Below are 24,597 nucleotides of genomic sequence, written 5' to 3'. Positions count from 1 at the left end.
CCTCGTTGGGGCGCAGTCGCTCAGTGGCGGCTCAGGGTCTGCAGCAGCTGGTTTTTCGAAACGGTGCCCTGGAAGGCACCTGCGCGGTCCAGCACCGGCACCGGGTAGGGCAGGCTGGCGGCGATATCGAGCACTTCATGCAGCGGCGTGTCGGTGTAAACCGGTTGCAGTTGATGCTGGTTGCACGGTGCAGGTGTACCTGCAGCGGCTGTATCGACTACGCCCAGCAGAGCGCCACGCTCGTTGAGCAGATAGCCGAACGGCACGCCGAGCTGGAACTGCGGCGCCTTGCCGTTGACCCGGCACACCGCTGCCGGATCAAACGAGGCAACGTCGCCGGCCTTGAGCACCCGCGAGCTGTCGAAGCCCTTGAAGAATGTGCGTACATAGTCGTTGGCCGGTTGATTGATCAGCTCCTGCGGGGTGCCGATCTGGACGACGCGACCACCTTCCATGATTGCGATGCGATGGCCGATACGGATGGCTTCTTCGATGTCATGCGAAATGAAGATGATGGTGCGCTTTTGCTCGGCCTGAAGGCGGATCAGTTCGCCTTGCATCTCGTGGCGGATCAAAGGGTCCAGCGCCGAGAACGCCTCATCCATAAGCAGAATCGCGGGATCATTGGCCAGCGCTCGGGCCAGGCCGACGCGCTGCTGCATGCCGCCGGAAAGCTGGTGCGGGTAGCTGTGTTCCTGACCAGCAAGGCCGACCTGGCTGAGTGCTTCGCGGGCGCGGCTGTGGCGTTCCTGCTCGCTGACGCCAGAAATCTCCAGGCCAAAGGCAGTGTTTTCCAGCACGCTCATGTGCGGCATCAGGGCAAAGGACTGGAACACCATGCCCATTTCCTTGCGGCGCACGTCCAGCAGGGCTTTATCGGACAACCCGGTGATTTCACGGCCATTGAGGTAGATCTGCCCGGCGGTGGGTTCGATCAGGCGGTTGAACAGGCGCACCATGGTCGACTTGCCCGATCCGGACAAACCCATGATCACGAAAATCTCGCCACGCTTGACCGCGAAACTTGCGTCGAACACACCAATGACCTGGCCGGTCTTTTCAAATACTTCGTTTTTAGTTGCACCCGACGTCAGCATATTCATAGCGACGTCGGGTTGGTTGCCAAACACTTTATAGATGTTGTTAACGGAAATTATTTCATCTGCGCGGCTCATTGCGCCCCTCCTGTGCGTGCGAAATTACAAGCCTGCGTACTCCGTGCGAGTCGCCAGCTTGGTAATACGGAAGGGCAGTACCCAGAGGGATATCGATGCATGACAATTTCCTATTTTTTATTGTTAGCCCCAGGAACTGGGCTTTCATCCAATCTATTAGCTAACCCACGGCAAATCCAACGACATTTACAGGGCATTATAGATAACCTAAGGTTATTGATCGCTGTCAGGCCGACCATCCTGCGACGTTTGCGACACCTGTGTGGATGCCACCGGGGTGCTGAGTTAGGCTGCGTGGCGTTATAAAAACCTACAGAAGGCTGGCTACCATGCTTAACAGACACGCTGATCCAGACACCTTGCTCATGAGGATGCCTTCGTTGCGGGCGGTCAAGGCGTTTGTGGCGGCCGCCAAGTACGCAAGCTTCACCCGCGCCGCCGAGGCGCTGTGTGTATCGCAAGCGGCCATCAGCCGGCAGATTCGCGAACTGGAGGAGTTTCTCGGTGCGCAGTTGTTCGAGCGGGTTGGGCGCACGGTGCAACTTACTCCAGCCGGTGCGATCTTCTTCGAAGCGGCACAGTTGTCCTTTGTCAATATCGCCCAGGCGGCCGACCGTATTCGCTCAGCGCCGACGCAGAAACATGTACTGACTATCTGTTGCTCGCCGGCGTTTTCCGCATTGTGGTTTTCCGATCACTTGCCCGAGTTTCGCGCCAACAACCCCGACATCGAACTCAACTTGATCACTACGCAGAACTTCGTCAATCGCGAGCCTGGGGTGGATCCGGATATTGTCATCTCCAAGATCAGTAACGTGGGCGAAGGTTACAAGATCTACCCGCTGTGTCATGACGTTATCTATCCGGTCTGTTCGCCGGCGTATCTGGCTGCACATCCCGAGATCGCCAGCCTCGAAGGCCTGCGCGATTGCGCCTTGCTCGACCTTAGTCCGTATGGCCGTGCCGGGGTCGCCGAGCACGTCGACTGGAGCGTCTGGCTGGCGTTCCAGAATGTCGACATCGATGAACGTCCAGCGGCCAGCCCACCGGTGTTTCATGCCAATGACTACAACTTGATCATTAACATGGCGCTGACCCATCAGGGCATTGCGCTAGGTTGGAATCAGCTGGTCAGCGGGCTGGTGGAAAAGGGCCTGCTGGTGCGGCCGCTGCAACAGCAGGTGACCCTGCGCAACAGCCTGCACTACCTGGCTTGCAGAGAAAACAGCAATTGCGAGGAAGCCTCTCGACGGGTGCGCGATTGGGTACTGTCGAAGTTTTCGCGGTGGTGCGTGTAGCGCACTGCAGCCGTGTGATTGATAACCTGCCTTTATCCTTTGCTCGCTGAAAATGTAGTTTGTGGGCTGTTGTGACCGTCCCGTAGCCTTGCCTCATTCATACGGCATGCGAGCAGTGCCGTTAGGGGCTGGTGGATGGAGATAATAATGAACAGTCAGCAATCTGTGGTTGGCCTGATCCACAAGCGCAAAGCGCGGCATGCATTACCGCGTGAGCTGTATACCGACAACGAGGTCTACCGCCAGGATCTGGAACATATCTGGCACAAGGACTGGATCTTCGCCGGGCACACCATCGAACTGGACAAGCCAGGCCAGTATTTCACCCTGCAGATCGGCGACTACCCCGTTGCGGTGGTCAAGGGCAAGGACGGCCAGGTCCGGGCATTTCACAATGCCTGCCGGCACCGCGGCGCCAAAGTTTGCGAGCATGCCCAGGGCAAGGTGGCAAAGCTGGTATGCCCGTATCACAAGTGGACGTTCGAACTGGATGGCAGCCTGCTGTTCGCCGGCAGCATGGGCGCTGATTTCGACAAAAGCCAATACAACCTCAAGCCAGTTCACTGTGAAGTCGTGCACAGCTATATCTACGTGTGCGTCGCCGACAAAGCCCCTGATTTCACCAGCTTCCGCAACGCGGTAAGCCCCTTTATCGCCCCGCACCAGTTGGAAAACTGCAAAGTGGCGTTCGAGTCCAACCTGATCGAGAAGGGCAACTGGAAGCTGGTATTCGAGAACAATCGCGAGTGTTTCCACTGTGACGGCACCCATCCGGAACTAATGAACTCTTTCGTGGAAAACCTTTCGGTGGCGGGTGTGGCGACTGCTGAAGACCCTGAACTCACCGCTCACTGGGACCGTTGCGAGAAGGCCGGCATGCCCAGCCGCCTGCTGATGGATCCGCAGGGCCGCTATCGCATGACCCGCATCCCGTTGTCGGCAGGGGCTGTAAGCTACACCATGGATGGCCAGCCGGCAGTCGCTGGCCGGCTCGACGAGAGCGCAGAGGCCGATATCGGCGCCTTGCTCTACTTCAACTACCCGTCTACCTGGAACCACTTTCTCGGCGACCATGCCTTGAGCTTCCGCATCCTGCCGTTGAGCGCCACTGAAACCCTGGTCACGACCAAATGGCTGGTGCCGGCTACCGCGGTTGAAGGGGTGGACTACGACATCGAGCGTCTGACCAAGGTCTGGCTGGCGACCAATGATCAGGACCGGCGTCTGGTTGAAGGCACCCAGGCCGGCGTGTCGTCGCCGACTTATGAGCCCGGACCGTTTTCCGAGAACGCTGAAAATGGCGTCTGCCAGTTCGATGACTGGTACTGCGACACCATGCTGACGCGCCTGCAAGGGCCGACTGCGCTCAAGTCCGTGGGCTGAACCGGCCTGTTGCTCAACGTGGTCCATCCACCCATGGAGGGTTCGATGTCTGAATTTCAGTTTGCCGGGATCAACCTTGCGATCACCACGCCCTTTGAGGGTGATGGCAAGATCGACTACCCGCGTTTTGCCCAGCTGATCGAGGCTTACCTCGAAGCTGGGGTGAAGGGTTTTGTCCTTAGCTCCGGCACCGGTATGCACGTGTACCTGAGCAAAGAAGAATCCAGGCAACTGGTCGCTTTCGGCGCCAAGGCGATTGCTGGCCGGGCGCGGATCATCGTGCAGACTTCCGCGTTGGTGCTTGACGAGGTGCTGGAACGCACGCGACATGCAGCCGAATGTGGCGCGGACGGGGTCATGGTGCTGCCGCCGTTTTTCGAGGGGCCGACCGACGACGACAGCATTGTCGCGTTCTATCGCAGCGTGGCCACTGCCGGCCTGCCGATTATTGGCTACAACGTGCCTCAGGCGGTCGGGGTAGAAGTCACCCCGGCGCTATTCGCCAAGCTCAACGAGATCGCCAATTTTGTCTCGGTCAAGGACAGCAGTGGCGACCTGGCCGCGCAGGCTTCGCTGATTCGAACCGGCTTGCCGACCATGAACGGCGCCGACCCGCTGGTGCCGTATGCGCTGTATGCAGGTTGCGCTGGGCTGATCTGGGGTGGGGCCAATATCGCCCCGCGTTCCTGTGTGCGTTTTGTCGACGCTGCGCTGGCGGGTCAATGGGAGCTCGCTCGCGAGTTGTGGCGGGATCTTGAGCCGTTGATGTCGCTGATCTGGCAGGGCGACTATGTGCAGTCGGTGTATGCGGCATCGGCGCTGACCGGCTACGGCGCTGGCGATCCACGTCGGCCACTGGCGCGGCTGGCTGCCGACAAGCTTGCCGCGCTGGAAAGTGCAGTGGCTCCGTTGCTGGCGCATGAACGCGTCAACGGCTGATCCATCCTGGTCGTAGAGAGATCGCAACGGTGCCCGCTAAACGGCACCGTTGGTAGTCTTGTCCTTCGGCTATTCAGCCATCTGCAACTCAGGCAATTTCACCTGGAACGCCCGAGTCAGCCCAAGCAGGCACAGCAAGCCCAACCCCATCCAGCTTAAGCCGATCACGAATGACATGCTCGACAGGCTGCTCCACAGCCACAAGGTACTGAGAAAACCCAGTGCCGGGATGGCACCGTACAGCAGGTAATTGCGCGTACCGCGCAGTTGCTGGTCGACCAGGTAGTGTTTGACCACCGCCAGGTTCACCGCCGAGAAGGCAAACAGCGCGCCGAAGCTGATCATGTTGGCCACCGTGTCCAGGGTCAGCACCAGTGCCAGTAACGACATCACACTGACCAGCAGAATGGCGCTGGCCGGCACCCGCTTTTTCGTCCGCAACCGGCCGAACACCCGCGGCAGCGCGCCGTCGCGGCCCATGGCGAACAGCACCCGCGACACGCTGGCCTGGGACACCATCGCCGAGGCAAAGCAGCCGGCGACATAGGTGGCAGTGAAGGCGCTGACCAGCAGCTCGCCGCCGACCCGGCGCATGACATCCACCGAGGCCGAGTCGGGGTCGGCAAAGCTGGCCCAGTCGGGGAACACTTGCTGGGCAAAATACGAAACCAGCAAGAACAGCAGGCCGCCGACCAGCGACACCACCATGATCGCCAGCGGGATGCGGTACTGCGGGTTGCTGGTTTCCTCAGCCATGGTTGAAACCGCATCGAAGCCGAGGAATGACAGGCACAGCACGGCCGCGCCGGTCATCACCAGCGGCACACTGAAACCGTCGTGGTAGAACGGCTTGAGCAGCGACACTGGCTCGCCCTGGCCACTCAGGCTGCTGACCGACAGCGCCACGAAGACCACGATGAACACCAACTGCACCACTACCAGAATCCAGTTGACCCGAGTGATCGACTCGATGCCGATCAGGTTGAGAAAGGTCACCAGGCTGATCGAGCCGAGCACCCAGACCCAGGCCGGCACCGCCGGGAAGTACTCGGACATGTAGATGCCGATCAGCAGGTAGCTGAGCAGCGGCAGGAAGATGTAGTCGAGCAGCAAGGTCCAGCCGGCGATGAAGCCGAAGTAGCTGCCGAAGGCTTTACGGGTGTAGCTGTACACCGAGCCAGAATAGGGATGGGCCTGGACCATGCGGCCGTAGCTGTAGGCGGTCAGCAGCATCGCGCCGAGGGTCAGCAGATAGGCCGTGGGCAAGTGCCCTTTGGTCATCTGGGTGACCAGGCCATAGGTGGTGAACACGGCCAGCGGGACCATGTAGGCCAGGCCGAACAGCACCAGTGCGGGCAGGCCCATGGATTGGCGAAAGCGGCGAGCCGCCGGGGCTTGCGCACAGTGAGTGTCGGCTGAGCTTGTTGTTATAGTCATTGCGAACTCCTGGAAGGCGAATACAGGACGCTGCAGTAGGCGAGGTGTACTCGCTACCGGTGATGAAGCCGTGTCGAGAGGGTGCGCAGCGCTGCACGCAAGACGCCCAGCCGGATCGGGCTGGGCGTTGCGCTCGGGTCAGAGGCGGCCGATGCTGCGCGCGGTGCGGTCGACGGCCAGGCGGGTTTTTTCGACCAGCTCATCAAGCTCGCTGCGGCTGGCGATCAGCGCCGGGGCCATGATCATGCGGCCCAGGGTCGAGCGGATGATCACGCCTTCCTCAAAGCCATAGGTGCGGCACTGCCAGGCCAGGTCGTTTTCATTGGCGAAGCGTTTGCGGGTTGGTTTGTCCTCGGCGAACTGCAACGCCGCCAGCAGGCCAGTGCCCTGAATCTCGCCAATCAGGGGGTGCTCGGCAAACGACTCACGCAGGAGTTGCTGCAGATAAGGACCGGTGTCGTCCTTGACCTGGCGCACGATGCCTTCGTCGCGCAAGGCCTTGAGGTTGGCCACCGCCACCGCTGCGGCAACCGGGTGGCCGGAGTAAGTCAGGCCGTGGGCAAATACACCGCCGCGCTCGACCAGCACCTCGGCGATGCGCTTGCTCAACACCAGCCCGCCCATGGGGATATAGCCGCTGGTCAGGCCCTTGGCGATGGACAGGGTGTCGGGCTCGAAGCCGAAGTGCTGGTGGGCGAACCATTCGCCGGTACGGCCAAAGCCGCCGATCACCTCATCGGCGCACAGCAGCACGTCGTACTGGCGGCAGATGCGCTGGATCTCGGGCCAGTAGCTTTCAGGCGGGAAGATCATGCCGCCGGCGCCCTGGAACGGCTCGGCGATGAAACCAGCGACGTTGTCCACGCCCAGTTCGAGGATTTTTTCTTCAAGCTGCAGCGCGCAGCGTCGGCCGAATTCGGCCGGGGTCAGCTCGCCGCCGTTGGCGTACCAGTACGGCTCGTCGATGTGGGCGATGTCGGGGATCATCCCGCCCATCTCATGCATGAACTTCATCCCGCCCAGTGCGGTGGCGGCCAGGGTCGAGCCGTGGTAACCGTTCCAGCGGCCGATCATGACCTTCTTCTGCGGCTTGCCCAGCACCTGCCAGTAACGGCGCACGGTGCGGATCAGCACTTCGTTGGCTTCGGAGCCGGAGTTGGTGTAGATCGCGTGGCTGTAATGGCCCGGCAGCAGGCTGAAGAGCAGTTCGGACAGCTCGATTACCGCCGGGTGAGTGGTGTGGAAGAACATGTTGTAGTACGCCAACTGATCCATCTGCGCGGCAGCGGCGCTGGTCAGGTCCTTGCGGCCGTAGCCCAGTTGCGTGCACCACAAGCCGGACATGCCATCCAGATAACGGTTGCCGTCGTTGTCCCACAAATTCAAACGCTCGCCGCGGACCATCACCCGCGGCCCTTCGGCGTTGAGGGCCTTTTGATCGAGAAACGCATGGATGTGGTGGGCCGCGTCGGCCTTTTGATAGTCCTGGGTGTTTCGTTGCGGGATGAAGGGTGCGTTCATGACGTTTGTTCTCTTTTTTGGGAGTCGCGCAGGGCGGATGCAACTGAAGTCCCGGAAATGCTCCCACACCTCGAAAACCACCGAAATCACCCTTTGGGGTGAGCTGCGAGCTGGTTTGGCTGCAGAGCTTTTTCATGGGTCCGGACCACATTTTTGCGAATTTGCCTGCCGCTGCGAGTGGCGCACGATTGTCTCCAGTCAATAACAACGGACCGGCAAACGGTCGCAAGAGGAGTGCAGCGTGTTCGACCTCAACTACTGGCAACAGCAGGCCCAGCGCCAAACCTTCATCGACACCGCGCTCATCGGCGGCCGGGCGGTGCAGTCGTCTGCAGGGGCGACTTTTACCGCTATCAACCCCGCAACCAATCAGGTGTTGGCGCAGGTTGCCGCCTGCGGTGAGCGTGAAGTGGACCTGGCAGTGCGTTCTGCGCGCCAGGCCTTCGACCAGGGGCCGTGGGCACGCATGGCGCCAGGTGAGCGCAAGAAGATCCTGCTGAAACTGGCCGAGCTGCTGCTGGTGCACCGTGAAGAGTTGGCCTTGCTCGACTCGCTGAACATGGGCAAGCCGGTGATGGACGCCTACAACATTGATGTGCCGGGCGCAGCCGGGGTGTTTGCCTGGTATGGCGAGGCGCTGGACAAACTCTACGATCAGGTCGCGCCGACGGCTGCCAACACGCTGGCCACCATCACCCGCGAGCCACTGGGCGTGATCGCTGCGGTGGTGCCGTGGAACTTCCCCTTGGACATGGCGGCCTGGAAGCTCGCGCCGGCACTGGCTGCCGGGAACAGCGTGGTGTTGAAGCCTGCCGAGCAGTCGCCGTTTTCCGCCTTGCGCCTGGGCCAGTTGGCTTTGGAAGCGGGCATTCCAGAAGGGGTACTCAACGTTGTCCCGGGCCTCGGCGAGCAAGCCGGCAAAGCCTTGGGGCTGCACCCGGATGTCGATTGCCTGGTGTTCACCGGCTCGACTCAGGTGGGCAAGTACTTCATGCAGTACTCGGCCCAGTCCAACCTCAAGCAGGTTTGGCTGGAGTGCGGTGGCAAAAGCCCGAATCTGGTGTTTGCCGACTGCCAGAATCTCGATCTGGCAGCTGAAAAAGCTGCGTTCGGGATCTTCTTCAATCAAGGCGAAGTGTGCTCGGCCAATTCACGGTTGTACGTGCAGCGAGCTATCCACGACGAGTTCGTCGAGCGGGTGATGGCCAAGGCGCAGGCGTGGCTGCCGGGTGATCCGCTCAACCCCGCGAGTGCCGCCGGGGCCATTGTCGACAGCGAGCAAACCGCGCGGATCATGCGTGCTATCGGGCAAGCGCAGGAGGAGGGCGCGCAGCTGCGTTGCGGAGGCCAGCAACTGACGTTCAACGGCTCATCCAACTTTATCCAGCCCACTGTATTTACCGAGGTAAAACCGGACAGCAAGCTGGCCCGTGAAGAGATTTTCGGCCCGGTGCTGGCCGTCACTGCCTTTGACGATGAGGCGCAGGCGGTTGCGCTGGCCAATGACAGTGTCTACGGCCTGGCGGCCTCGGTGTGGAGCGACGACCTCAACCGCGCGCACCGGGTTGCCAAGGCGCTGAAGGCTGGTACGGTGTCGGTCAACACCATGGACGCGCTGGATGTCAGCGTGCCGTTCGGTGGCGGCAAGCAGTCCGGCTTTGGCCGTGACCTGTCGCTGCATTCATTCGACAAGTACACCCACCTGAAAACCACCTGGTTCCAGCTGCGTTAAGCGCTGGCCCAAGGCGCACACGAGACGCCCGTGATGAGTACAGACCGGCTTGGATCCGAACAGTGGTTTCAGCACATGGCACAGGTGACCGATTGCATCGGCACCTCGGCCTTTGTCGAGTCGCTGTATTCGGCGCTGAACCTGCTGGCGCCGGCCAATGCCATCACGGTGTTTCTGTTTCCCCATGAAGGCCTGCCGTCGACGCTGTTCGAGCGCGACGATGAGGGGCCGTGGATGCCTGAGGGTAACGTGCGCAAGTATCTGGAAGGCTTCTATCTGCTGTGCCCGTTCTACCGCGCGAGCCTGGAGGGCATTGCGCCCGGCTGCTATCGCCTCAGCGATGTCGCGCCGGACCACTTCAAGCGCAGTGAGTACTACCTGTCGTTCTATCAGCATGCGCGGCTGGAGGAAGAGATCAATTACCTGGTGCCACTCGGGCCGAAGCTGACCATCGCCGTTGTGCTGGCCAGCACCTCGCGATTGAGCAGGCAGCAAGTTGCCGAACTCAAGCGCATCGCACCGTGGGTGTTGGCGGTGGTGCGTCGGCATTGGGGCGACCTGGATGCGCACATGCTTGGCGGGCGTTTCGAGAGTGCGCTGGGGCGGCAGATCAATGCAGCGTTGGTGAAGTTTGGCTCGTCGTTGCTGACCGAGCGCGAATGCCTGGTCGCGCAGTACATGCTGCGTGGGCACTCGATACGCTCATTGGCAGAGCGACTGGGTATCAGCGAGGACACGGTCAAGACCCATCGCAAGCACTTGTACGCCAAGCTCGACATCGGCAAGCAGTCCGAGCTGTTCTCGCTGTTTATCGCCTCGGTCGCGCAGGCGCAGGAAGGGTTGAGCAAAGACCCGTTGGAAAGCTATCTGCGCCGTCGGCCCTGAGCGGGTGGCTTAGATAAGGATGTAGTCGCTGCGCTGGCGAATGCCCTGATGCTCGCCCTCGACCAGATGCACATAGCGCCCAGCCAACAGGTCGATCGGCAGGCAATCATCAACGTCGAGTATTGCGTCGGTATGCGGCTTCAACCAGCCAGCGGCCATGCGCCGTTTACCCAACTGCTTGGCCTCGGCTTTGTCCCTGGCAGCCACCAGCAGATAACGGTGCGCTTCGCCGAATACCTGCCGCTCGTAACCGCCCAGATTGAGGAAGAACAAGCGCAGTGCGCCGGGTTGCGGCGCTGCCTGGCTGAACTCGACGCGGTAATTGTCGATGCCGTGCACTTCCAGCCAGGAGTCGATATGCAGCCCTTTCAGGCTGCCGAACCAGGCATTGCGTAGCTCAGGGTAGAGCTGCTCGAGCGAGTCGCCCTGGGCAAAGACTACATCGTGAACTTCGATGCTGGCGCGCGGATGGCGCCCGCCGAGCATGACAACGTAAAGCATGAATTATCCTCGTGCTGGGCGCTGCGGCTTTCGCCAGCGCCCGCTCAAAACGTCACGGCCCACAGCGCAGCCGCCAATGCCGGCGGCATGACCAGCAAGCCCAGCCGCAGGAAGCGCCAGGCGCTGACATTCTCCCCCTCACGGCGGATGGCTACCAGCCACAGCAGGGTCGCCAGCGAACCGGTGATCGACAGGTTGGGGCCCAGGTCGACGCCAATCAGCAGCGCCGCCGTGGTTTGCCCAGGCAACTGCACCATGTGCCCCATCGAGCCTGCGATCAGCCCGCTGGGCAGGTTGTTCATCAGGTTACTGGCAATCGCCACAGCGACCCCGGCAGCCCAGCTGGCTTGCGCTGGCGACTGTTCGGCGAGTGCCGCCAGGGCATGCGCCAGATGATCGATGACGCCGGTTTGGGCCACGGCTTCGACCAGCACGAACAACCCGGCCACCAAAGGTAGTACGCCCCACGCGACATGGCGCAGCACCGGCATCGGGCTGCGGCGCTGGCTCAGGTGAATCAAGGCGGTGGTGGTCAGGCCAGCGCAAAAGGTTGGCAGGCCCAGCGCAGTGTCCAGCGCCGAGGCGGTCAGCAGCAGTGCCCCGGTCAGGACAATGCCCAGCGCGCACAGCTTGGCCCCGGGAGTCAGCGGCTGCGAGTCGACGGTCAGGGCCAGTGGCTGCATGATCTGTTTACGCTGGGTCAGGCGCAGCACTATGTAGGTCAGGCTGATGGCTGCCAGCGAAGGCAGGCTGAACTGCCTCAGCCACTCCAGCAGCGGCGGCATCTGGCTGCCGAAGACCACCAGGTTGGCCGGGTTGGAAATCGGCAGGACGAAGCTTGCGGCGTTGGCGATGAATGCGCAGATGAACAGATAGGGCAGGGGCTCGGCCTTGGCCGCCTTGCACGCCGCATACACCGCCGGGGTCAACACCACGGCGGTGGCATCGTTGGAGAGGAATACGGTGACTAGGGTGCCGACCAGAAACACCAGGTCGAACAAGCGCTGCCCGGAGCCGCGGGCGTGGCTTACGGCATAGCGCGCCAGCCAATCGAACAAGCCTTCCTGACGCGCCAGTTCGGCCAGCACCATCATGCCGATCAGAAACAGGTATACATCACCCCCTTCGGCCATCGCAGCCAAGGCTTTTTGTGGCGCAATCAGGCCGAACACGGTGAGCAGCAGCGCGCCGCCCATAGCCCAGACGTATTCGGGGATACGCCAGGGACGCAGGATGACGCCACAGGTGGCGAGGGCAGCCACCAACCAGATGATCAGCGCAGTATCAACAACAGGCATGGTGGATTCAGCTTCCTGCCACAGTAGGGACGACCGTCGGCGCTTCGGCCGAGCGGGAGGAGGTTTCCGGCAGCGCGACCAGTACCAGCACGAACGCCGCAGCGGCGATGCCAGCCAGGGTCAGGAAGGCTGCGTCATAACCGGCCGACTGTACCACCAAACCAGCGATGCCCGGGCTTAGTGCAGCGCCGAGGCTGAACACCGCGGTCAGTGCGCCGAGGCTGACATTGAAGCGCCCGGTACCCTCGGTCAGGTCCTTGACCACGATCGGGAACAGCGCGCCGAAGATCCCCGCGCCGATGCCGTCGAGCAGCTGCACGCCGACCAGCCAGAAGGGATTGTCCGAGAGGACGTACAGCGCGCCTCGTAGAGGCAGGATCAAGAATCCCACCAGCAGAAACGGCTTGCGCCCCCACTGCTCGGCCTTGGCGCCAACCAGCAGTGCCATCGGCACCATCACCAGTTGCGCCGCGACAATGCAGGCCGAGGTCAGCGGTGTGGCCAGGCGCAGGTCCACCTGGGCCAGCTTCTGGCTTACCAGCGGCAGCATTGCTGCGTTGGCCAGGTGGAAAAGCGCGCAGCACACGGCGAACAGCAGCAGTGTGCGGTTGTGCAGCAGCAGGCTCAGTCCGGCTGGCTGAGTGTCGCCGGTTGGCGTGTGGGACAGGCCACGGGCCAGTTGGTGGTCGATGGCCGCTGCTGGCACCCGTTTGACGGCGATAATGCTGGCGATGGTCAGCGCGGCCATCAGGTAGAACACCACGACTGGTCCATAGAGGTAGGCCAGGCCGCCGGCGAGCAACGCCGAGCAGGCGTTGCCGGCATGGTTGAAGGTTTCGTTGCGCCCCACGCGTCGGGTGAAAGCCTTCGGGCCGGTGATACCCAGGGTAATGGCGGCAATTGCCGGGGCGAACACGGAGCCTGCGATCGCGCTGATGGTCTGGGTCAAGGCCACCAACCCGAACGATGAGATCAGCGGCAGCAGCAAACAGCTCCCGGTAACCAGCAGTGCCGCAATCGCCACCACGGCGCGCTTGGCGGGCGTGCGGTCGATCAATGCACCCGCCGGTGTCTGCGCCAGCAGCGCGGTGATCCCGGCGATGGTCATGACCAGGCCGATGCTTGCCGGCTGCCATTGATGCACCGCGAGCAGATAGATCGCCAGATACGGCCCCAGGCCATCGCGAACATCAGCCAGAAAGAAGTTCAGCCAGTCGAGCGCACGATCATGAGAGTCGGTTTGCCGGAGGTTGTCCAAGGTTTGAGTCTCGCAGGGGGGTGTGGGGATGAAGCGTTATCGACACCCGTCAGATCACACCTCACTTGAGCAGAATGACTGGTGTAATGAGCAATAGGTTCCAGACCCACAGCGCCTGTAGGAGCGGCCTTGTGTCGCGAAAAGGCTGCGCAGCGGCCCCAGATCTCAGCTTCGCCGCCGAAATCTCCGGGCCCGCTCTGCGGGCCTTTCGCCACACAAGGCCGCTCCTACACAGGTCTGCGTGATGGCGCGAGTCTCGGCCTACCCCAGCACCTCTGAAACGCCTGTTTCAGCGATAAACACTTCGTATGCCACTCAATCGTCACAAAGCTGTAACAAGAGTGCTGCAATGTGTGCGGGCCATCACACGGAGCGCTTTTCCATGATACGCCTGATGAAGTCTGCTGCACTTGCCGTTGCGGTATCTCTTAGCGCCACTTCGGCAACCTTCGCCGCAGAAAACGTGCGCCTGACCGGTTCCGGCGCCAGTTTCCCAGCACCGATCTACCTGACTTGGTTCAAGGATTTCAGCAAGAACACTGCTGGCGTCACCGTTGACTACCAATCCAAGGGGAGCGGGGCAGGGGTTCAGGACTTCCTGAACAAGACCGTCGACTTCGCCGCCAGTGACTCGGCGATGAAAGACGAAGACATCGCCAAGGTCGGCGAAGGCGTACAAATGCTGCCAATGACCGCCGGCGAAATCGTTCTGGCCTACAATCTGCCAGGCAATCCCAAGGGGCTGAAACTGTCGCGTGAAGTGTATTCGAACATCTTCCTCGGCAAGGTCACCCAGTGGAACGACCCACAGATCGTTGCCGCCAACCCGGGTCTGAAGCTGCCTGCCACGCCGATCACCGTAGTTGTGCGTGCTGACTCCAGCGGTACCACCGCGGTGTTCACCAAACACCTGTCGGCAATCAACCCTGCGTTCAAAGAAGCACTGGGTGAAGGCAACACCGTCAACTGGCCAGCCACTGACAAGTTCATCAAGTCGCCGAAAAACGACGGCGTAACCGCTACTGTTCGCCAGACCCCAGGCGCCATTGGCTACATCGAATACGGCTTCGCCAAACTGGCCAAGGTCGACTTCGCCCAGCTGGAAAACAAAGCCGGCAAATACGTCGTGCCAAACGCCGAGAGCGGTGCCGAAGCGTTGGCTGCGGTGAAAATGCCGGAAAGCCTGGTCGCTTGGCTGCCGGATCCGGACGGTGCCAAGTCGTACCCGATCACTTCCTACACCTGGATGCTGTTCCGCAAGGACAACGGCAACCCGGCCAAGGCCAAGGCGATGCGTGAAATGGTCGAGTACAGCCTGACCAAGGGTCAGGAGATTGCTGACTCGATGGGCTACATCCCGCTGCCGCCGTCGGTTGTAGAGCAAGTACGCAAAGCTTCCGCAAACATCCAGTAACACTGCCAGGTCGCTGCGGACTGAGCGTTCAGCCCGCAGCGTTTGCTCCCTGTCCCGGAACTCGCCAATGAACACACCTTTTGCCATACCGGATAACCCCGACTCAGCGTGCCGGCCACCGTCCACCAAGGACTTTCTGGTTGACCGCGCCTTCCGTGCGCTCGCCCGCATTGGCGTGGTGCTGATCCTGGCGCTGGTGGTTGCGCTGGTTTTCGAAGTCGGCCGCAAGGCACTGCCCGGCATGGAGAAGCACGGTTTCGACGTGCTGTTCGGCACCGTCTGGGATGTCAACCAAGGCAAGTACGGCATTCTTCCCGCTATTTGGGGCACGCTTTACAGCGCCCTGATCGCCTTGCTGATCGCAGGCTTTTTCGGCGTCAGCATGGCCATTTTCCTGACCCAGGACTTCCTCCCTGCAAAGCTTGCAGCGGTGTTTCGTACCATCGTCGAGCTGCTCGCCGCGATCCCCAGCGTCGTCTACGGCCTGTGGGGCATCTACGTGGTGATCCCGGCGATCCGTCCGTTGACCGCGTGGCTGAACAGCGAACTGGGCTGGATCCCCTTTTTCGGCTCGTCCCTGAGCGGCCCAGGCTTGCTGCCTGCGGCGCTGGTACTGGCCATCATGATTCTGCCGACCATTGCCGCTGTGTCCCAGGACGCCCTGACCAGCGTGCCGATGAAAACCAAGCAGGCCGCCTACGGCATGGGTACCACCCACTGGGAGGCCATCCTCAAGGTGATGGTGCCAGCCGCTGCAACCGGCATCTTTGGCTCGCTGGTGCTTGGTCTGGGCCGCGCCCTGGGTGAAACCATGGCTTTGGCGATGTTGGTGGGCAACGCCAACACCATCACCCTGTCGCTGTTCGCCCCGGCCAACACCCTGGCCGCCTTGCTCGCGCTGAACTTCCCGGAAGCCGGGCCGAACGAGGTCGAGGTGCTGATGTACGCCGCACTGGTGCTGATGTTCATCACCCTGCTGGTGAACGTGCTCGGCTCGATGATCATGCTCTACGCGCAACGGGGTAACAAATAATGACTGACCTCTCGTCGCCAACAGCTGCAGTGCCAAGCCTGCAACGCCGGTTCGAAGGGCGCGCCCTGCGCAGCTTGAGCCTGACCACGCTGGTCTGGTGCACAGCGTTTCTGGCCAGCGTGCCGCTGATTTCCGTGCTGTACATGCTGATCATGCGTGGCGGTGCTCGCCTGAATCTTGAAGTGTTCACCGAGCTGCCACCCACCGGTTTCGAAATGGGCGGTGGTTTCGGTAACGCCATGGCCGGTACCTTTGTCATGGTCGGCATCGCCGCAGCCATCGCAGTGCCAGTGGGCATCATCGCCGCTGTGTTTCTCGCCGAGCTTGGCCCTGAGAGCAAGTTGGCCAACGCCTCGCGCTTTGCTGCGCGGATGCTCACCGGCCTGCCGTCGATCCTGGCTGGGGTATTTGCCTATGCGCTGGTGGTCATGACCACTGGCACCTACTCGGCGCCTGCCGGTGGCGTGGCACTGGCGGTACTGATGCTGCCGATCGTGGTGCTGACCGCTGAAGAAGCCATGAAGATGGTGCCCAAGATCATGAAAGACGCCGCCTACGGCATGGGCTGCACTCGCGCCCAGGTGGTCTGGAAGATCGTCCTGCCCACCGGCCTGCCGGCGATCCTCACCGGCGTCATGCTGGCGGTTGCCCGCGCTGCCGGCGAGACCGCACCGCTGCTGTTCACGGCGCTGTTCAGCAACTACTGGATCTACCATGACGGCAGCCTGGCCGTGATGAACCCGACGGCATCGCTTGCCGTACTTATCTACAACTTCTCCGGCATGCCCTTCGACAATCAGCTCGAACTGGCATGGGCCGCCTCGTTGGTATTGGTGATGATCGTGCTGGTAGTCAATGTCGTCAGCCGTATCTTTGGCAAGCCCAAGTACTGAACTCAGGAGCAACTGAATTGAACGTATCCACTGCGCGAAAAGCCGCTCCGTTTGTCAGCCAGGCACCCGTGGTAATGGACTGCAAACTGGACAAGATTTTCTACGGCAACTTCCTCGCTGTGCGCGACAGCCACGTGCCGATCGAGAAGAACAAGATCACCGGTTTCATCGGCCCGTCTGGCTGTGGCAAGAGTACTGTGTTGCGTAGCCTCAACCGCATGAATGACCTGGTCAAAGGCTTCCGCTTCGAAGGCCACGTGCACTTCCTTGGCCAGGACGTCTATGGCAAAGGCGTCGACCCGGTCGTAGTGCGCCGTTACATCGGCATGGTGTTCCAGCAGCCCAACCCGTTCTCGATGAGCATCTTCGACAACGTTGCCTTCGGTCTGCGTTTGAATCGTTACAAGGGTGACCTCGGCGATCGCGTCAAGCACGCGCTGCAGGGCGCTGCGCTGTGGGACGAGGTCAAGGACAAGCTAAAGGCCAGCGGCCTGTCGCTGTCCGGTGGCCAGCAACAACGGCTGTGCATTGCCCGTGCCATTGCCACCGAGCCTGAAGTGCTGCTGCTGGATGAACCGTGCTCGGCGCTGGACCCGATTGCAACCCGCCGGGTGGAAGAGTTGATGGTCGAGCTGAAGAAGGACTACACCATTGCCCTGGTGACCCATAACATGCAGCAGGCGATCCGTGTGGCTGATACCACGGCGTTCTTCTCGGTGGACATTTCCCAAGGCACACGCACTGGTTATCTGGTCGAGATGGGGCCGACCACGCAGATCTTCGAAAGCCCGCGTGAGCAGCTGACCAATGACTACATCAGCGGCAAGTTCAGTTGATTCGAGCCAGTCTCAGCGCTGTCGCCTTTGTTAAATTGTTTCTCGGGATTGCCAATGTCTGCAACACGTCGTCTTGATCTACGCGCTATAGAGCGCGCACTGCGGGAGGTGCAGAGCCGCTTCGGCGAGCTCAGCCAGCACTTCACCGAGCAGCGCGATCCGTTCACCGACGAGGTGCTGCAGAATGTGCTGGAAGGCTATGCCCTGGTAGACGATTATGTTGCCCGCGGCATCGACCTGTTCGACCTGCAGCAGCTGAACCTGATGCTCGAGATCAACGCCACCGTGCTTTGTGGCAGTGACCCGGCACGGCGGGTGGAGTTCGCTCAGCACCTGGCTGCAACTGAAGAACACTTCTTCAACAACGTCGAAGGCGGCATCAAGGATTTGTACAACTGGTACTGCTCGTACCACAGCGATTCGGTGTGGAAGCGCGCAGCCGGCGTGTATGTGCGCATCCTCAGCAAGCCGCAGCTGTTTATCGAAGGTAACAACCGCACGGGCTCGCTCCTGGTCAGTTACCTGTTGATGCGCGAAGGGCTGCCGCCGTTTGTGCTGACGCTGGACAACGCCGAGGGTTATTTCAACCCGTCCTCGGTCATCCGCAACTCCGCCAAACACGGTGTCAAAGCCTTGTACGAATTGCCCAAGATCAAAAAGAAGTACGCCGCCTTCCTCGAGGCCAAAGCACCGGCCGCTACGGTGTTCTTCCTCAACACGCCGCCTGCGCGCCGTTATCAGGGGACTCACCGATGAGCCGCTCGCCAGTGCTGCAACAGTGCCAGGCCGGCATCGTTCGTGGCTGGCAAGCGGCAACGCGCCTGCTGGGCCGCCCACAGGTTCGTATTTCGTTTGATATCGACGACACCTTGGCCTGCCACCACCACAATTGCCCAGCCGAGAGCAGCAAGCTGCCAGGGTTCATGCATGACTGGCTGGGTGAACCGCTGCGTGCTGGTACTCGTGAGCTGATTCGCGATCTGCGCCGGCAGAATTGCAGCGTGTGGATCTATACCTCGTCTGGCCGCACCCCGGCCTATATCAAGCGCTGGCTGTTGCTGTATGGCATCCGCGTCGACGGCGTGGTCAACAATGACCGGCATTTGCATGTGATGGCCGAGCATGGGCTGTCACGGCCACCGTCCAAGCATCCGGGCCTGTTCGACATCGATCTGCATGTGGATGATTCTGACGGGGTTCGGGCTGAGGGTATCGATCACGGTTTCCGCGTCGTGGTCGTCTCTCCGCAGGATGACAACTGGACGCAGAAGGTCCTGGAGGCCACTGCCAAGGTGCATGCGCAGCTGGCTTGGCATCAACCGCAGCGCTACGGCCAGCTGACTCGCCAAAGTGTGGAGCCGCAGTGGTCTGCAAATCAGTCGCTTGGGCAGTAGATCGAGCAGCATCCATTCGTCTGAGTCAACGTCGGATAATTGAACGTCATTCCCGCTTATGGCCCTGAGGTTAGTAGAGGCGAGCATTTTCGCCTCAACCTTGGAGGTCACCATGCAGAACAAGCTTTTGCTGGCTGCAGCTCAGTCCAGTACGAATACGCCTTTCTACCAGAGATACGCCGATGGCGTGACACACGAGTTTTTCGGCACCGCTGCAGTGGTGACAAAAGCCGCCGAGGCGCAAGCCTATGCTGGGCAGCGGTTGAAGGCTGATCTGGGCAAGTAAACTTTTGGCTCTATGAAAATGCCAAGTTTCAGCCGTGAGCTTGGCCGGAGAATTGTGATGAGTGATCAATCCAAAGTAACTGTCGCCACTGCGCCGCTCATGTTCCAGCCCTCGTTCGAGCAGATCCCCGACGACGAGGCGCAGACCAGCAAGGAACTGGCGCAGACGCTTCACGACATCATGGAAAAAACTTTCGCCGATGAGGGCCACGCCAACCGCAGTGTCCACGCCAAGGCCCATGGCTTGCTGCGCGGGCGCGTGGTCGTAATTGGCGACTTACCGCCTGCCTTGGCTCAAGGCGCATTCGCTCGCGCTGGCAGTTATTCTGCCTATCTGCGGTTCTCGACCAACCCCGGCGATATCCTCGACGACAAGGTGTCCACTCCCAGAGGGTTGGCGCTGAAGATTGTCGGCGTTGATGGACCTCGTTTGCCTGGTAGTGAGGGCGAGGTGACTCAGGATTTCGTGATGCAGAACGCCAAGGCTTTCACTGCGGCTGACCCAAAGGCGTTTCTCAAGACGCTGAAACTTCTGGCCAAGACTACTGACCGAGCGCCAGGCATGAAGAAAGCGCTTTCAGCGGTTTTGCGCGGCGTCGAGTCGGTGGTCGAGGCCATGGGCGGGGAGAGCGGCACACTAAAGAGCCTCGGCGGCCATCCGCAGACTCATGTCCTCGGTGAGACCTTCACCACTGTGGTGCCGGTGCTGTACGGTCCTTATTATGCCAAGCTTGCCATAGTGCCTGTTTCGCCCGAGTTGACGGCATTGACCAATCTGAAGGTAGATCTGGACGACAACCCTGACGGCCTGCGTGCGGCTGTTGCCGAGCACTTCAATACACACGGCGGGGTCTGGGAGATCCGTGTCCAACTGGCGACCGATCTGGATAAAATGCCCATCGAGGACGCTTCGGTTGAATGGCCTGAGGATCTCAGCCCGTATCTCACGGTCGCTCGACTGGAGGTCGAAGCGCAGCCTTCGTGGGATGACGCCAAGGTTCATGAAATCGACGATGGCATGGCTTTCAGTCCTTGGCATGGTCTGGCTGCCCATCGTCCGCTCGGGGGCGTAATGCGAGTGCGCAAGCCTTCGTACGAGATGTCGTCGGAGTTCAGGGGTAGCCATAACGGCTGTCCTATTCACGAACCCCGTTAGAAGTGCTGTACGCGCTGGTAGCACTGCATCAGTGCGGGCTACCAGCGAGCAGCGCATGAGCATCCGGCTTACCGCCCTGGTTGAGTAGCTGACCCGGTGGAGGAAATGATCTGGTAACCGACTCTATTGTTAAATAGAATCAATACCATTCATTGAAGTGCAGAGCCTCACCCCATGGTTGACGCCGTAACGCCACCCGATCAGTGCCTGAGCATCCTGTACCGCGAGCATCGCAGCTGGCTGGAGAACTGGTTGCGCCACCGCGTCGGCAATAGCTGGGATGCGGCCGATCTGAGTCAGGATACCTTCCTGCGGGTGCTCTCCAGTGCGCAAAAGCTCGAAGAGTTACGCGAGCCACGGGCCTATCTGCTGACCGTGGGCAAGCGTCTGCTGAGCAACTTCTACAGCCGGCGTAGCCTGGAGGCGGCCTACCTCGAAGCGCTGGCGCAACTGCCTGAGGAGTGCGTGCCGTCTCCAGAACAGCGCTGGCTGCTGCTGGAAACGCTACAGGCGCTGGACGAACTGCTGGATGGCCTGCCACGGCTGGTGCGTCGGGCATTTCTCTGGAGCCAATTGCACGGCCTGGGCTATCGCGAGATCGCCGAGCGGCTCGACGTGTCGGAGCGCACGGTCAAGCGCTATATGGCACAAGCCTACGAACACTGCTTGCTGGTGCAGCTTTGATGCGCACCGCGCCCACCAGCGAGATGCAAGAGGTTGCCCGCGCAGCGGCGCGCTGGTTGGCGTTGCTGGAGTCAGGCACGGCCACCGAAGCAGATCACATCCGCCTCCAGCACTGGCGCAACAGCAGCGCCAACCATGAACACATCTGGCAGAAAGCGCAGCAACTGCGCCAGCGATTTGAAGCGCTGCCGCCGGCCTTGGCCATGGCTTCACTGGATCGTCCCGACCTTGCGCGCCGTGCCGCAATCAAGCGCGCATTGGCTATTGCCGCAGTCTTGCCAACCACCTGGTTGATCGCCCGGCAGGTGCCCGTGCAGGTGTGGCTGGCCGATGTGCACACCGCCATCGGCGAACAGAAAACCCTGCAACTGGCCGACGGCAGCCTGTTGCAGTTGAACACCGACAGCGCGGTCAACGTCGACCTGAGTAAGCGTGAGCTGACCTTGGTGCGCGGTGAGATGGCACTCAGGGTGAATGACAGCGCTGGGCTGACCATTCACTTGCCGTACGGTCGGGTTGTGGTTGACCGCAGTGATGTGTGCGTGCGCCTCAATGACCGCGACTGCCAGATCAAAGTCGCCAGCGGTGCAGCCCAATTACACCCGTTGCAGGGGCCGGCGCTGTTCTTGCGTGAAGGTGAGGAGGTCAGGTTGCGGCCTGGCGGGGCGGGTGAGGTCGGCCGCTTCGATGCTTCGCTGCCCGGATGGCGCGAGGGTGTGCTGATTGCCCAGAACCAGCCGCTGGGCGATTTCCTGCGCGAGCTGCGGCGCTTCCGCCCGGGGTTGTTGCGTTGGGCGCCTGAACTGGAAAACCTGCGGGTGATCGGCAGCTTTCGCCTGGACGATACCGACCGTGTGCTGTCTCTGCTGGCGGCGAGCCTGCCGCTCGAGGTGAAGTCACGCACCCGCTATTGGGTCACCTTGATGCCCCTCAACGCTCATGTGTAACAAAACTCAGGCGTAACCCATGTCCCTTTTTTTCGCCTCACCGGTCATTCCAGGTAAGTGAACTGAAAACGAGAGCTTGCCCCCTATGTCCGTCGTGATGCCTGGCCGTTCAGGCCGTGAGTCTTTGTTGCGCGTAAGCCTGGTGCTGAGCCTGAGTGCTACACCACTTTTCGTCCCGGTCAGTTGGGCCGATGACGTTGACCGGCGCAGTTACGCAGTGTCAGCTGGTAGCCTGGGTGTCGCGCTGACCCGTTTTGCCACGCAATCAGGGGTGAGCCTGTCGGTGAGCCCTGAGTTGGTCAATGGGCGCTCCAGTGCCGGGCTTTCGGGCAGCTACAGCGTCGAGGAAGGCTTCGCCCAATTGCTGCAAGGCAGCGGATTGCGGCTGCAGTCGACAGGCGCTGATGCGTACACCGTGGTGCCAGTAACGCAGGATGCCAGTACCCTGGAAATTGCGCCGACCACGATCAGCAGTGGGCACGTGGCCGATGACGGCGTGCCCTACGCCGGTGGCCAGGTCGCTCGCCGCAACTCGCAGGGCCTGCTTGGCTCGCGTGACTTCATGGACACGCCGTTCAGCATGACCACCTACACCAGCCAGACGGTGAAGAACCTGCAGGCGCGCACCCTCAACGATCTGGTCGCCAGTGACCCCTCGGTGCGCGCGACCAACCCTGCAGGTGGCCGCTTCGAGCAGTTCACCATCCGTGGCCTGAGCCTGTTCAACAGCGATGTTTCCTACAACGGCTTGTACGGTGTATTGCCAACGTATTCCATCGACATGGAAATGGCCGACCGCGTCGATATCCTCAAAGGCCCGAGCCAACTGATCAATGGCATTTCGCCGCGTGGCAGCGTCGGCGGGGGCATCAACGTCGTACCCAAGCGGGCAGGGGACAAACCGCTCACCGAGTTTACCGGCAGCTACGCCTCGGACAGCCAGGCGGGCGGCGCCGTGGATATCGCCCGACGCTTTGGTGAGGGTGATCAGTTCGGCTTGCGCTTCAACGCGGTCAAGCAGTCCGGTGACACCACCTGGGATCACCAGAGTGTCAACCGTGAAATGGCCGTGCTGGGCCTGGATTTTCGCGGTGAGCGGCTGCGGCTGTCGACCGACCTTGGCCACACCCAGCGCGACACCGACGCCCCGCAGGAGCGAGTGCTGATCGGTGCCGATGCCAAGGTGCCAGACGTCAGGGATGTACACCGCAACTACGCCCAGGCCTGGACCAAGGCGCGTACCGAGGACACCTTCGGCACGGTGAACGGCGAATATGACTTGAGCGATTCGCTGATGGCCTACGCCGCGTTCGGCGCGCGCGAGAGCAACCACGATTTTTTGCGCCACAACGTGCCGGTCAGCAATGACGCCGGCGATTTCAGTGTGCTGCCGCGCGATTTTACCCGCGACGAATCGGTGCGCACTGCAATGGCCGGACTGCGCAACTGGTTCACGACCGGCCCGGTCAGCCATGAGCTGAACCTGTCAGCCAGCTACTTCTACATGGACTTCACCAACGGCGGCGCACGCTACGCTGCAAGCCCCAGCAACCTGTACAACCCGGACGCCATCCCAACACCCGGCACCCCGACCCGCCCTGATGCCGAGGTGTACACCGAAAACCGGTTCACCGGCATAGCCCTGGCCGATACGCTAGGCTTTTTCGACGACCGTGTATTGCTGACCCTGGGCGCGCGCTGGCAGCGGGTCAAAGTCGACGACTGGCGCAATGGCGCGAAGGGCCTCACCGGCTATGACGAGGAAAAGCTTTCGCCGTCGGGTGGTGTGGTGTTCAAGCTCAGCGAGCAGTTGTCGCTTTACGCCAGCTACATGGAAGGCCTGAGCCAGGGCAAGATCGCCCCCTCGACCTCGCGCAATTCTGACGACATCTTCGCGCCCTTCATCAGCCGCCAGATCGAGGTAGGCGCAAAGTACGACCTCGGTACCTTCGGCCTGACCGCCAGCGCCTTTCGCATCAAGCAACCTGCCTACGAAACCAACGCTGCCACGCGCGTGTTTGGCCCCAACGGCAAGCGTGAAAACAAGGGCATCGAGCTGAGTGTGTTCGGCGAGCCGCTCGAGGGCGTCCGCCTGCTCGGTGGCCTGATGTTCATCGACAGCGAGCTGACCGGCACGGTCGGCGGCATTGCCGACGGCAACCGCGCCCCGGCCACGCCTGAATACAATGTCAGCCTGGGCGCCGAGTGGGACGTACCTGCGCTGCAAGGATTGACCCTGACCACGCGCGCTATTCACTCCAGCTCGCAGTACCTCGACCAGGCCAACAGCAAGAAGATCGACGGCTGGGAGCGCTTCGACCTCGGTGCGCGCTACGCCTTCAAGGTTTCGGACAAGGATGTGACGGTGCGAGCCAGCGTCGAGAACGTGCTGGATGATCGCTACTGGGTTTCGGCCGGGGCGTCGGATGACAGTGAGCCTGGGTTGAGCTTGTCAACGCCGCGGACGTATCTGGTTTCGGCGACTGTTGGGTTTTGATCGATAGGCTTGAAGGGCTGGCCCGGCGCGG

The 24,597-nt window shown here is 61.3% G+C and carries 22 protein-coding genes; 16 read left to right on the top strand and 6 right to left on the bottom strand.

All coding sequences use genetic code 11. The features are described 5' to 3' along the window. Window positions 1-20 precede the first annotated feature (20 nt). The gene (locus CXQ80_RS12480) at window positions 21-1,175 is read right to left on the bottom strand and encodes a glycine betaine/L-proline ABC transporter ATP-binding protein (protein ID WP_101319879.1); all 1,155 of its coding nucleotides are present in this window, start codon (window positions 1,173-1,175) and stop codon (window positions 21-23) included. A 329-nt stretch (window positions 1,176-1,504) separates the two neighbouring features. On the opposite strand from CXQ80_RS12480, the gene CXQ80_RS12475 reads away from it, so the two are divergent. From CXQ80_RS12475 to CXQ80_RS12465, 3 genes are all read left to right on the top strand, one after another. After that, entirely contained in the window at window positions 1,505-2,473 is a 969-nt protein-coding gene (locus CXQ80_RS12475) for a LysR family transcriptional regulator (RefSeq protein ID WP_101319877.1), read from the top strand. Window positions 2,474-2,620: 147 nt separating this feature from the next. Further along, on the top strand, window positions 2,621-3,856 hold the full coding sequence (locus CXQ80_RS12470; protein ID WP_101319875.1) for an SRPBCC family protein: 1,236 nt from the start codon (window positions 2,621-2,623) through the stop codon (window positions 3,854-3,856). A 45-nt stretch (window positions 3,857-3,901) separates the two neighbouring features. Further along, window positions 3,902-4,795 carry a dihydrodipicolinate synthase family protein gene (locus tag CXQ80_RS12465; protein ID WP_101319873.1) on the top strand — a complete coding sequence of 298 codons (894 nt, stop codon included), beginning with the start codon at window positions 3,902-3,904 and terminating at the stop codon, window positions 4,793-4,795. Between the two features lie 69 nt (window positions 4,796-4,864). Here the strand turns inward: CXQ80_RS12465 and CXQ80_RS12460 are convergent, their stop codons facing one another. Continuing rightward, the gene (locus tag CXQ80_RS12460; RefSeq protein WP_101319871.1) at window positions 4,865-6,232 is read right to left on the bottom strand and encodes an APC family permease; all 1,368 of its coding nucleotides are present in this window, start codon (window positions 6,230-6,232) and stop codon (window positions 4,865-4,867) included. A gap of 138 nt (window positions 6,233-6,370) precedes the next feature. Further along, window positions 6,371-7,753, bottom strand: a complete 1,383-nt coding sequence (locus CXQ80_RS12455; protein ID WP_101319869.1) for an aspartate aminotransferase family protein — start codon at window positions 7,751-7,753, stop codon at window positions 6,371-6,373. Window positions 7,754-7,994: 241 nt separating this feature from the next. On the opposite strand from CXQ80_RS12455, the gene CXQ80_RS12450 reads away from it, so the two are divergent. Continuing rightward, entirely contained in the window at window positions 7,995-9,485 is a 1,491-nt protein-coding gene (locus tag CXQ80_RS12450) for an aldehyde dehydrogenase (protein ID WP_101319867.1), read from the top strand. Between the two features lie 33 nt (window positions 9,486-9,518). Beyond that, window positions 9,519-10,370, top strand: coding sequence for a response regulator transcription factor (locus CXQ80_RS12445; RefSeq protein ID WP_101319865.1), 852 nt, complete (start codon window positions 9,519-9,521; stop codon window positions 10,368-10,370). A 9-nt stretch (window positions 10,371-10,379) separates the two neighbouring features. On the opposite strand, the gene CXQ80_RS12440 is transcribed toward CXQ80_RS12445, so the two are convergent. From CXQ80_RS12440 to CXQ80_RS12430, 3 genes are read right to left on the bottom strand one after another with little or no spacing between them, the layout of a single operon-like run. Continuing rightward, window positions 10,380-10,871 carry a DUF1543 domain-containing protein gene (locus CXQ80_RS12440; protein WP_101319863.1) on the bottom strand — a complete coding sequence of 164 codons (492 nt, stop codon included), beginning with the start codon at window positions 10,869-10,871 and terminating at the stop codon, window positions 10,380-10,382. 44 nt (window positions 10,872-10,915) lie between these two features. Then, window positions 10,916-12,169 carry an arsenic transporter gene (locus CXQ80_RS12435; protein ID WP_101319861.1) on the bottom strand — a complete coding sequence of 418 codons (1,254 nt, stop codon included), beginning with the start codon at window positions 12,167-12,169 and terminating at the stop codon, window positions 10,916-10,918. A 7-nt stretch (window positions 12,170-12,176) separates the two neighbouring features. Continuing rightward, window positions 12,177-13,427 (bottom strand): MFS transporter, encoded by a 1,251-nt coding sequence (locus CXQ80_RS12430; RefSeq protein ID WP_101319859.1) that lies wholly within the window; start codon window positions 13,425-13,427, stop codon window positions 12,177-12,179. 382 nt (window positions 13,428-13,809) lie between these two features. Between CXQ80_RS12430 and pstS the strand changes: the two genes are divergently transcribed. The 11 genes from pstS to CXQ80_RS12375 all read left to right on the top strand — a co-directional run bounded on the left by pstS (window position 13,810) and on the right by CXQ80_RS12375 (window position 24,566). Then, window positions 13,810-14,841, top strand: a complete 1,032-nt coding sequence (gene pstS / locus CXQ80_RS12425; protein WP_101319857.1) for a phosphate ABC transporter substrate-binding protein PstS — start codon at window positions 13,810-13,812, stop codon at window positions 14,839-14,841. Window positions 14,842-14,908: 67 nt separating this feature from the next. After that, entirely contained in the window at window positions 14,909-15,874 is a 966-nt protein-coding gene (gene pstC / locus CXQ80_RS12420; RefSeq protein WP_101319855.1) for a phosphate ABC transporter permease subunit PstC, read from the top strand. Then, the gene (gene pstA / locus CXQ80_RS12415) at window positions 15,874-16,767 is read left to right on the top strand and encodes a phosphate ABC transporter permease PstA (RefSeq protein ID WP_101319853.1); all 894 of its coding nucleotides are present in this window, start codon (window positions 15,874-15,876) and stop codon (window positions 16,765-16,767) included. The genes pstC and pstA overlap by 1 nt, the downstream gene beginning before the upstream one ends. A 74-nt stretch (window positions 16,768-16,841) precedes the next feature. Further along, the gene (pstB, locus tag CXQ80_RS12410) at window positions 16,842-17,603 is read left to right on the top strand and encodes a phosphate ABC transporter ATP-binding protein PstB (RefSeq protein ID WP_217862385.1); all 762 of its coding nucleotides are present in this window, start codon (window positions 16,842-16,844) and stop codon (window positions 17,601-17,603) included. Window positions 17,604-17,657: 54 nt separating this feature from the next. Beyond that, window positions 17,658-18,359 (top strand): hypothetical protein, encoded by a 702-nt coding sequence (locus CXQ80_RS12405; protein WP_101319849.1) that lies wholly within the window; start codon window positions 17,658-17,660, stop codon window positions 18,357-18,359. Next, window positions 18,356-18,997: a hypothetical protein gene (locus tag CXQ80_RS12400; protein WP_101319847.1), complete on the top strand. Its 642-nt coding sequence runs from the start codon at window positions 18,356-18,358 to the stop codon at window positions 18,995-18,997. Before CXQ80_RS12405 ends, CXQ80_RS12400 begins: the two co-directional genes overlap by 4 nt. Before the next feature lie 112 nt (window positions 18,998-19,109). Next, a complete protein-coding gene (locus CXQ80_RS12395) occupies window positions 19,110-19,283 on the top strand; it encodes a hypothetical protein (RefSeq protein ID WP_157831747.1) in 174 nt (57 codons plus the stop codon). 57 nt (window positions 19,284-19,340) lie between these two features. Then, window positions 19,341-20,438 (top strand): catalase family protein, encoded by a 1,098-nt coding sequence (locus CXQ80_RS12390; RefSeq protein ID WP_101319843.1) that lies wholly within the window; start codon window positions 19,341-19,343, stop codon window positions 20,436-20,438. Between the two features lie 174 nt (window positions 20,439-20,612). Beyond that, window positions 20,613-21,122, top strand: coding sequence for a sigma-70 family RNA polymerase sigma factor (locus tag CXQ80_RS12385; RefSeq protein ID WP_101319841.1), 510 nt, complete (start codon window positions 20,613-20,615; stop codon window positions 21,120-21,122). Continuing rightward, window positions 21,122-22,069 carry a FecR domain-containing protein gene (locus CXQ80_RS12380; protein WP_101319838.1) on the top strand — a complete coding sequence of 316 codons (948 nt, stop codon included), beginning with the start codon at window positions 21,122-21,124 and terminating at the stop codon, window positions 22,067-22,069. Before CXQ80_RS12385 ends, CXQ80_RS12380 begins: the two co-directional genes overlap by 1 nt. Before the next feature lie 85 nt (window positions 22,070-22,154). After that, on the top strand, window positions 22,155-24,566 hold the full coding sequence (locus CXQ80_RS12375; RefSeq protein ID WP_101319836.1) for a TonB-dependent receptor: 2,412 nt from the start codon (window positions 22,155-22,157) through the stop codon (window positions 24,564-24,566). Window positions 24,567-24,597: the final 31 nt, after the last annotated feature.

The organism is Pseudomonas sp. 02C 26, from assembly GCF_002843585.1.
GTDB lineage: Bacteria > Pseudomonadota > Gammaproteobacteria > Pseudomonadales > Pseudomonadaceae > Aquipseudomonas > Aquipseudomonas shirazensis.
The sequence above is the reverse complement of the archived record's forward strand: the minus strand, read 5'-3'. Positions and strand labels throughout refer to the sequence as shown.

Excerpts from the sequence above, each read along its gene's own strand:
- CXQ80_RS12480 (WP_101319879.1), bottom strand. The coding sequence starts at position 1,175 with ATGAGCCGCGCAGATGAAATAATTTCCGTTAACAACATCTATAAAGTG.
- CXQ80_RS12475 (WP_101319877.1), top strand. The coding sequence starts at position 1,505 with ATGCTTAACAGACACGCTGATCCAGACACCTTGCTCATGAGGATGCCT.
- CXQ80_RS12470 (WP_101319875.1), top strand. The coding sequence starts at position 2,621 with ATGAACAGTCAGCAATCTGTGGTTGGCCTGATCCACAAGCGCAAAGCG.
- CXQ80_RS12465 (WP_101319873.1), top strand. The coding sequence starts at position 3,902 with ATGTCTGAATTTCAGTTTGCCGGGATCAACCTTGCGATCACCACGCCC.
- CXQ80_RS12460 (WP_101319871.1), bottom strand. The coding sequence starts at position 6,232 with ATGACTATAACAACAAGCTCAGCCGACACTCACTGTGCGCAAGCCCCG.
- CXQ80_RS12455 (WP_101319869.1), bottom strand. The coding sequence starts at position 7,753 with ATGAACGCACCCTTCATCCCGCAACGAAACACCCAGGACTATCAAAAG.
- CXQ80_RS12445 (WP_101319865.1), top strand. The coding sequence starts at position 9,519 with ATGAGTACAGACCGGCTTGGATCCGAACAGTGGTTTCAGCACATGGCA.
- CXQ80_RS12440 (WP_101319863.1), bottom strand. The coding sequence starts at position 10,871 with ATGCTTTACGTTGTCATGCTCGGCGGGCGCCATCCGCGCGCCAGCATC.
- CXQ80_RS12435 (WP_101319861.1), bottom strand. The coding sequence starts at position 12,169 with ATGCCTGTTGTTGATACTGCGCTGATCATCTGGTTGGTGGCTGCCCTC.
- pstS (WP_101319857.1), top strand. The coding sequence starts at position 13,810 with ATGATACGCCTGATGAAGTCTGCTGCACTTGCCGTTGCGGTATCTCTT.
- pstC (WP_101319855.1), top strand. The coding sequence starts at position 14,909 with ATGAACACACCTTTTGCCATACCGGATAACCCCGACTCAGCGTGCCGG.
- pstA (WP_101319853.1), top strand. The coding sequence starts at position 15,874 with ATGACTGACCTCTCGTCGCCAACAGCTGCAGTGCCAAGCCTGCAACGC.
- pstB (WP_217862385.1), top strand. The coding sequence starts at position 16,842 with ATGGACTGCAAACTGGACAAGATTTTCTACGGCAACTTCCTCGCTGTG.
- CXQ80_RS12405 (WP_101319849.1), top strand. The coding sequence starts at position 17,658 with ATGTCTGCAACACGTCGTCTTGATCTACGCGCTATAGAGCGCGCACTG.
- CXQ80_RS12400 (WP_101319847.1), top strand. The coding sequence starts at position 18,356 with ATGAGCCGCTCGCCAGTGCTGCAACAGTGCCAGGCCGGCATCGTTCGT.
- CXQ80_RS12395 (WP_157831747.1), top strand. The coding sequence starts at position 19,110 with ATGCAGAACAAGCTTTTGCTGGCTGCAGCTCAGTCCAGTACGAATACG.
- CXQ80_RS12390 (WP_101319843.1), top strand. The coding sequence starts at position 19,341 with ATGAGTGATCAATCCAAAGTAACTGTCGCCACTGCGCCGCTCATGTTC.
- CXQ80_RS12385 (WP_101319841.1), top strand. The coding sequence starts at position 20,613 with ATGGTTGACGCCGTAACGCCACCCGATCAGTGCCTGAGCATCCTGTAC.
- CXQ80_RS12380 (WP_101319838.1), top strand. The coding sequence starts at position 21,122 with ATGCGCACCGCGCCCACCAGCGAGATGCAAGAGGTTGCCCGCGCAGCG.
- CXQ80_RS12375 (WP_101319836.1), top strand. The coding sequence starts at position 22,155 with ATGTCCGTCGTGATGCCTGGCCGTTCAGGCCGTGAGTCTTTGTTGCGC.